At 76.4% G+C, this 7,636-nt stretch carries 8 protein-coding genes; 4 read left to right on the forward strand and 4 right to left on the reverse strand.

Annotation, left to right across the window (positions count from 1 at the left end; translation table 11 throughout):
- The first annotated feature begins 170 nt into the window (after positions 1–170).
- From KSNIM_RS31990 to KSNIM_RS32000, 3 genes are read left to right on the forward strand one after another with little or no spacing between them, the layout of a single operon-like run.
- Entirely contained in the window at positions 171–1,247 is a 1,077-nt protein-coding gene (locus tag KSNIM_RS31990) for an ABC transporter substrate-binding protein (RefSeq protein ID WP_263106635.1), read from the forward strand.
- On the forward strand, positions 1,248–2,318 hold the full coding sequence (locus tag KSNIM_RS31995) for a FecCD family ABC transporter permease (protein ID WP_263106636.1): 1,071 nt from the start codon (positions 1,248–1,250) through the stop codon (positions 2,316–2,318).
- Entirely contained in the window at positions 2,315–3,094 is a 780-nt protein-coding gene (locus KSNIM_RS32000; protein WP_263106637.1) for an ABC transporter ATP-binding protein, read from the forward strand. The genes KSNIM_RS31995 and KSNIM_RS32000 overlap by 4 nt, the downstream gene beginning before the upstream one ends.
- Before the next feature lie 19 nt (positions 3,095–3,113).
- Here the strand turns inward: KSNIM_RS32000 and KSNIM_RS32005 are convergent, their stop codons facing one another.
- Complete coding sequence (locus KSNIM_RS32005) at positions 3,114–3,692, reverse strand: hypothetical protein (protein ID WP_263106638.1); 579 nt, start codon at positions 3,690–3,692, stop codon at positions 3,114–3,116.
- 177 nt (positions 3,693–3,869) lie between these two features.
- Here KSNIM_RS32005 and KSNIM_RS32010 point away from each other — a divergent pair, with 177 nt between their 5' ends.
- Positions 3,870–4,721: a hypothetical protein gene (locus KSNIM_RS32010; RefSeq protein ID WP_263106639.1), complete on the forward strand. Its 852-nt coding sequence runs from the start codon at positions 3,870–3,872 to the stop codon at positions 4,719–4,721.
- A gap of 11 nt (positions 4,722–4,732) precedes the next feature.
- On the opposite strand, the gene KSNIM_RS32015 is transcribed toward KSNIM_RS32010, so the two are convergent.
- From KSNIM_RS32015 to KSNIM_RS32025, 3 genes are all read right to left on the reverse strand, one after another.
- Positions 4,733–5,695, reverse strand: a complete 963-nt coding sequence (locus tag KSNIM_RS32015; protein ID WP_263106640.1) for an isocyanide synthase family protein — start codon at positions 5,693–5,695, stop codon at positions 4,733–4,735.
- Positions 5,696–5,756: 61 nt separating this feature from the next.
- Positions 5,757–7,031 carry a cytochrome P450 family protein gene (locus KSNIM_RS32020; protein ID WP_263106641.1) on the reverse strand — a complete coding sequence of 425 codons (1,275 nt, stop codon included), beginning with the start codon at positions 7,029–7,031 and terminating at the stop codon, positions 5,757–5,759.
- A gap of 29 nt (positions 7,032–7,060) precedes the next feature.
- The coding region (locus tag KSNIM_RS32025) for an MFS transporter (protein ID WP_263106642.1) at positions 7,061–7,636 on the reverse strand (576 nt) is incomplete at its 5' end.

Below are 7,636 nucleotides of genomic sequence, written 5' to 3' on the forward strand. Positions count from 1 at the left end.
GCTCCGTCAGGAATCCCTGACGGAGCGTGGACGAACGGCGGGACGCTCCCCACCGGTCGGGCCCGCGCCGAAATCCCCTCCCCGGCCGGAACCGCGGGCCGGATCCGTCCGACTACCTGCACCGGGCCGGCAGCCGCCGCCCCAGCACCACGGACCACCCGGAGACACCCATGCGCGCTCGCGCCCTGTGCGGCCTGGCCGCCGCCCTCGCCCTGCTCACCTCGGCCTGCGCGAGCAGCGGCGGCACCCCGGCCACGGACGCGGGCTCCGCCCCACCGGCCGCCGCCGGCGGATTCCCCGTCCGGGTCGCCGACTGCGCCGGCGCGGAGACCGTCTTCGACACGGCGCCCCGGAAGATCGTCACCAGCAACGCAGCCGCCCTCGAAATGCTGCTCCAGCTCGGCGCCGGAGACCGGGTGATCGGCACCGGATTCCCGCCGGGCACCGGCACGATGCCCGCCGATCTCGCGGAGCGCGCCGCAGCCGTCCCCGTCCTCGGACGCGCCGTCATCGCCAAGGAGAAGCTGCTCGGCTCCGGCGCCGACCTGTACGTCGACACCTTCGCCTCGATGGGCGCCATGGGCGGAGCGATGGGCGCCGCCCCCACCGGGCAGGAGTTCGCCGCGGCCGGCATCAAGCACGTCCAACTGCACTCCACCGCCTGCGCCGACCGGCTCCCCGGCCCGCAGCAGGACCTCTCCGAGGTGACGGCCGACATCCGGCGGCTCGGTGCGATCACCGGCACCACGGCCCGCGCCGAGGAACTGGTGGCCCGGATGGAGCGCACCGTCGGCGCCGTCCGCACCGCGGTCGCCGCCGTCCCCGCCGACCGCCGCCCCTCCTACTTCTTCTTCGACGCCGATGCCGGCACCAAGCAGCCGATGGCCGCCTGCGGCCGCCAGGTCGCCAACGCGGTGATCACCCTCGCCGGCGCCCGCAACGTCTTCGCCGACTGCAAGGGCACCTTCAAACCCGTCTCCTGGGAGGACGTCGTCGCCGCCGACCCCGACTGGATCCAGCTCGGCGTGCGCAACCGCGGCAGCGAGGCGGAGACCCGCAAGGCCTACGAACAGGCCGAGGCCTTCCTCCGCGACTTCCCCGCGACCAGGGAGCTGAAGGCCGTCCGCGAGGGCCACTTCGTCCGGATCGGCTCCGAGGTGACCACCATCGCGGGCGTCCGCAACGCCGACACCGTCCTCGCCGTCGCCCGCGCCGTGCACCCCGGCCTCACCGTGGACGGCCGGTAGATGGCCGCCACCGGAGCACCGGACGCGGCCCCGGCCGTGCACCGGTCCGCCACCCTGCGCACCGGTACGACGGCCGGCGTCCTCGTCCTCGCCCTGGCGCTCGCGCTGACCCTCGCCGTCTCGCTCGGCGCGGTGGACGTCCCGCCGGGCGAGGTGTGGAGCGTCGTCACCCGCCACCTCACCGGCCGCCCGCCGGAGCCCGGCACCCGCGACCTGATCGTCTGGCAACTGCGCGCGCCGCGCGCCCTGCTGGCGGCCGTCGTCGGCGCCGGACTCGGCCTCGTGGGCACCGCCGTCCAGGCCCTCGTCCGGAACCCGCTCGCCGACCCCTACCTGCTCGGCATCTCCTCCGGTGCCACGCTCGGCGCCGTCGCCGTCACCGTGCTCGGCACCGCGGCCGGGGGCGGCCTCGGACTCGGCCTCTCCGGCGCGGCCTTCGCCGGCGCGCTCACCGCCTTCGCCCTGGTCTGGACGATCGCCCGGCGCGGCGGAGGATTCGCCCCACTGCGGCTGGTGCTCGCCGGGATCGGCATCGGCCAGTTCCTCGCCGGGTTCACCAGCTTCCTCGTCCTGCAGGCCGGCGACGAGCAGCGCACCCGCGGCGTGCTGTTCTGGCTGATGGGCAGCCTCGGCGGCACCACCTGGAGCCAACTCGCGCTGCCCGCAGCGGCGGTGCTGCTCGGCGCCGTCCACCTGCAGGCCCGCGCCCGGGCGCTGAACGCGCTGGCGGTCGGCGACGAGACCGCCACCGGCCTCGGGGTCGACGTCGCCCGGCTGCGCCGCGAACTGTTCACCGTCACCAGCCTGCTGACCGGCGTGATGGTCGCCGTGTCGGGGGCGATCGGGTTCGTCGGCCTGCTCGTGCCGCACGTCTGCCGGCTGCTCGTCGGCGGCGACCACCGGCGGCTGCTGCCGCTCGCCGCGCTCACCGGCGCCGTGCTGCTCACCGCGGTCGACACCCTCGCCCGGACGGCCCTCGCCACCCAGGAGGTCCCGATCGGCGTGGTCACCGCGCTGCTCGGCGCGCCCGTCCTGCTGTACCTGCTCGACCGACGACCGGAGCACCGATGAGGATCGACATCGAGGACCTGACCGTCCGGCTGGCCGGCCGGGAGGTGCTCACCGGTGCCCGGCTGGTCGCCGCCGAGGGGGAGACCGTCGGCCTGGTCGGCCCCAACGGCAGCGGCAAGTCCACCCTGCTGCGCACGGTCTACCGCCACCTGCGGCCGCACGCGGGCCGGGTGCTGCTGGCCGGCCGTGACCTGCGCTCGCTCGGCGCCTCCGAGGCCGCCCGGCAGGTCGCCGCGCTGCCGCAGGAGCGCGGCGCGGAGGCCGACTTCACCGTCCGCGAGATGGTCGCGCTGGGCCGCACCCCCTACCAGCGGGCCTTCGCCGGCGAGTCCGCGGCCGACCGCGAGCTGGTGGCCGCGGCGATCGCCGAGGTCGGCCTGCAGGGCCAGGAACACCGCGGCTTCGCCTCGCTCTCCGGCGGCGAACGCCAACGGGCACTGCTGGCACGGGCCTTCGCCCAGCAACCGGAGGTCCTCGTGCTGGACGAGCCCACCAACCACCTCGACGTGCAGCACCAGATCGACTTGCTGGCCCTGCTCAGGGCCCGCCGCCGCACCACCTTGATCTCGCTGCACGACCTCAACGCCGCGGCCTCGCTCTGCGACCGCCTGCACGTGCTGCACCACGGCGCCGTGGTCGCCTCCGGCCCGCCGCGCGAGGTGCTCACCACCGAGCTGCTCGCCGAAGTCTTCGGCGTCCGCGCCGCGGTGGTCGAACACCCGCTCACCGGCGACCCGTTGATCGCCTTCGACCACCGGGGCCGGACCGGCCGCTGAACGGCCCGAGGTCAGTGCGTCAGTTGTCGAACCAGACCACCAGCCTGACGTTCGCCGCGCCGTGGACCCCGGCGAGGGCACCCATGACCTGCCACACCGGGGCCCACGGGCCGTCCGCGGGCACGGCGTCGCGGCGCACCATGCGGACGGTGCGCAGCAGCTTCCCGTCCTGGATCCAGGCGGCGCCCTCCGGCCGGCCCCCGGCGTCGCGGAAGGACTTGCCGGTCAGCACCCAGCCGCGGGTCGGCACCAGGGAGTACTCCTCGACCCGCGCGTCCACGGCCTCGGCCGGCTCGTCCCAGTCCACTGCCGCAAGCTCCGCCCAGGAGATCCAGGACGCGCCGTGGGCGTCCCGGCCCCGGGCCTCGTACTCCCGCCGGACCTCGGCCGTCACGTCCTCGGGCAGGCCCCGCCCGTCGGCGAGCGGGCGGAACCCGGCGTGGTTGCGCACGCCGAACAGGCAGCCGAAGGCGTCGTAGCACCGGCCGCCGTACAGCAGATCGAGGCCCACCGCCGGCCACCAGCGGATGTCGTCGTCCTCGTCGAGCACTCCGTGGGTGGCCCGGCACTCCACGAAGCCGTGGATGTCGGCTCCCATGCGGGTGGATTCTCCGGGCCGGACGATCGCGCCGCCAGGCGTTTTCCCTCGGCGCGGCCCTCCTTGCGGCCCGCTGCGGTGTTCGGCGGACGCACACCGGAACGGGAGCGGGCCCGGTGGGACGTCGGCTGCGGCCCGGACCGTGACCCGCCCGGGCGCCCGACGGTTGGACCCGGTATGACGATCTCTCCACTGCCCTGGCTGCCGCTGCCGGCCACCTTCGACCAGGTCGCCCGGGTGGTGGGACGGGGCTTCGAGCAGGGTGCGCGGGCGACCGCCGGCGAGGAACTCGCCGCGATGCACCGTGCCGCCGCGGCCGGTGCACGGGCCGCCGCCTGGGTTCGCCGCCTCGCCGGTCGGCAGGCCGCCGCCGCCCACGGCCGGGCCCTGGAAGGGACCGCCCGGGTGATCGCACGGGCCAGCAGCCAGGACGTCGTCGGCGGCGCCGGCCGGCTGGACGAACAGGAGTACCGCAGCCTCACCGCAGCCGTGGTCCTCGGCGCGGCGGGTACGGCCGCCCCGCCCGACCTGCACCCGGGGGAGCGGACCGCCCTGCTCGCGGCCTGCGCCCTGACGGCCGCGATGCCGTCCACCGCGGCCGACCGCCGGGCCGAGGAACTCCCCCTGCTGGCCGACGAACTGACCGAGACCGTCGCCTCGGGCGAACGCGCTGGGGCCGCCCGGGCCGCCCGGCAGAAGGCCGTGGACGGCGCCCGGCTCGCCCTCGGCATCGACGACTCCGCGGACCCCCGGGCCCGGCACGCCCACCGGGGCGTCACCGAACGGGCCTTCTACGTCTTCGAACTGGTCCTCGCCCACCAGGGCAGCCAGGACGAGGACGCCCGCCGTCAGGCGCTCACCACCGCACTCGGGCCCGCCGGACGCGGCGCCGCCGCGGCGGCCCTGCTGCGCGTCGCGGACGACCCCGCCCTCGGCCTCGACGACGACCGGCGCCACCACCTGGCCCGCCTCGCCGCCGACCTCGACCCCCGCACCACCCGGGACCTGACCGGCCGGCCCCGTATCTGAGCGGCCGGCCCTCAGCCGCGGGCCTCGACGTGGCTCGGCCGGCCGTCGCGCAGCACCGTGCGGCCGAGCCGTTCGGCCTCGACGCGGTGCATCAACTCCGTTCTGCCGTCGGGGTGGTGCACCAGGCAGGAGTGCCACGGCGTGGTCCACGGGTCGGCGCTGTCGAGCAGCCGCAGGCCGAACTTCTCGGCGCCGGCCCGCTGCGGGTGGATGGAGAGCCGGACGGCCCGCGGGTGGTGCTCCTCGATCAGGGCGCCCCAGGCGCGGCTGCGCCGGACGACCTCGTACGCGCGGCGCCGGCACTCCCGCTGGAGTGCGGACCGGGTGCCGGTGAAGCCGACCGTGTCGTCGAGCAGGAAGCGGGTGATGCCGCGGTACAGCGCGAGCGCGTCCGGGTCGCTGCGGACCTCGGCCCGCAGCTCCTCCAGCGTCGGGGCGTAGCGGGCGTCGACCAGGGCGCGTTTGGCGTCGTACGGCAGGTCGCCGAGGACGTCGCGCAGGTCGAAGAGGGAGAGCCGCCGCAGGCCCCCGCGCCGTACGGTGGCGGCGAGTTCGTCGGCGTACTCGTCGATGTGCGTGTCCGGCACCCCGACGAGGTCGCCGAAGACGTGGCCGTCCGAGCAGATCACCAGGCGGGCGCCCGGCGGGTGGACACGGGCGACCTGTGCGCAGAGCCCGTCCAGGAAGGCGAGGGAGAGCCGCTCGCCCTCGTCCGGCAGGTGTCCGAGCACCTTCGCCGGGCTGGGCGACTTGCAGGGGAAGCCCGGCAGGGTGAGGACGACCGGCTCCCCGGCGGCCACGAAGTCGGCGATCCGCCGGAGTTGGGCCGGGAAGGCGGTGGCGGGCAGGTCGCGGGCGCCGCCGGAGGAGCGCCGGTGGGGGAGCAGCAGCTCCAGGACGGCGCTGCTGGTGCGTTCGACCGTGGTCGGGGTCGGGGTGCGGGGCGGCGCGGTGAGGGTGCCGGCGGGCGGCATGCGGGACTCCGGAGGTGTGGTGGGTGCTGGCGGTGGTCAGGTGGTGGTCGTGGGGCCGCGCTCAGAGCCGGCGGTCGTAGGCCACCGGGAGGCGGTCGACGCCGCGGGCGAGGACGGCGGGGATCCACTCGACGGCGTCGAGGTCCCCGGCGGGGCGGAGCCCCGGCAGCCGGGAGAGCAGGGTGCCGAGGGCGATCTGCAGTTCGGCGCGGGCGAGCGCGGCGCCGGGGCAGAAGTGCGTGCCGTGGCCGAAGGCCAGGTGGGCGTTGGGTGTGCGGCCGAGGTCGAGAGCGTCGGCGTCCGGGAACTGCGATCCGTCGCGTCCCGCTGCCGCCAGCGAGACGATCACCGAGTCGCCGGCCGGGATGCGGGTGCCGTGCAGGTCGCTGTCCTCGGCGAAGAAGCGCCAGGTGGTGAGCTCGAACGCGCCGTCGTGGCGCAGCAGTTCCTCGACCGCTCGGGGCAGCAGCCCGGGTTCGGCCCGCAGCCGGTCCAGTTGCCCGGGGTGGCGGAGCAGCGTCATCAGCATGATGGAGATCTGGTTGGTGACCGGTTCCTGGCCGGCGACGAGGAGTTGGAAGAACATCGAGTCCAGTTCCTCGCGGGTCAGCGCGCCGTCGTCGTGGGCGGTGACCAGCCGGCCCAGCAGGCCCCCGTCCGTGCACCCGGCGCGCCCGGCGCGCTTGGCGGCGACCACGTCGGCGATGTACCCCTGGAGCGCCCGCAGCCGGGCCTCGTAGGCCGGACGGCCCGGGTCCTCGGGGCCGACCGGCTGGACGACCTTGCCCCAGTCCCGGTCGAAGCGGGCCGCCAACTCCTCCGGCAGGCCGATCACTTCGGCGAGCACCAGGAACGGGAACCGGGCGGCGAACCCCGCGACCAGGTCGGCGCCGCCGGTGGCGGGCAGTGCGTCCACCAGCATGTCGGCGAACTGCTGGAACCGCGGGCGGAGTTCGGCGACCCGGCGGGGTGCGAAGGCGTCGCCGAGCAGGGCGCGCAGCTCGGTGTGCCGGGGGGCGTCCTGGTGCAGCAGGTGGACCTGGAGCTGTGAGTGCTGCGGCTCGGGCATGATCGAGGCACGCCGGCGCCAGGCCTTGTTGCCGAGCGCGTGGTTCTTGCCCAGCCGCGGATCGGTCAGGGCGTCCCGGGCGGCCGTGTAGCCGGTGACCAGCCAGGCGGCCACACCGCTCGGGAAGCGCACCCGGTGCACCGGACCGGCCTCGCGCAGCCGGCGGTAGAGCGGGTACGGGTCGCGCTTGTACTCCCGGCCGGACAGCGGCACCGGCTCGGTGGGGGCGCCGTCGGCGAACGGGCAGACGGGTTCGGGCGCGGGCATGGCGGAACTCCTCCGGAAGTGACGGACGGTCAGGACGTCGGACGGCCGCTGGCGGCGAGCAGCACCGCCGCCGTGCCGACACAGGCCGCGGCCGCGGCCAGGCCGGTGCGCGGGCTCCCATCGCCGGCGGTGGCGGTGGCGGTGGCCAGCGCCGGGCCGAGGGCGAAGCCGAGGCTGCGGGCGAGCTGGACGGCGGAGCCGGCGGCGCCGATCTGCCCCGGCGGGGCGGCGGCGAGCGCCAGGGCCTGCACCGGGCCGCCGTACAGGCCCATGCCGCAGCCGGCGAGGGCGAGCCGCCAGGCGCTGTCCGGCGGCGTCCCGTCGGAGCCGAGCAGGAGCAGCAGTCCGGCGGTGGTGACGGCGGCACCCGTACAGGCGGTCCACCGGGTGCCCAGGCGGTCGGCGACCCGCCCGCCGGCCCGGCCGGCCAGGGCCATCGCGAGCGGGAAGCAGAGCATGGCGAGGCCGGCCGCGGTGGCGCTGGCCGCGGTGTCCCGCTGGAGGCCCAGCGCGGTGAGGTACTGCATGGCGGCGACACCGGCCGCGAGGGCCGCCACCGCGCCGTGCACCGGCGCCAGCAGGGCGGCGGTGGCGCGGCCGGCGGG

The sequence above is a fragment of the Kitasatospora sp. DSM 101779 genome, assembly GCF_025655475.1.
Taxonomy (GTDB): Bacteria; Actinomycetota; Actinomycetes; order Streptomycetales; family Streptomycetaceae; genus Kitasatospora.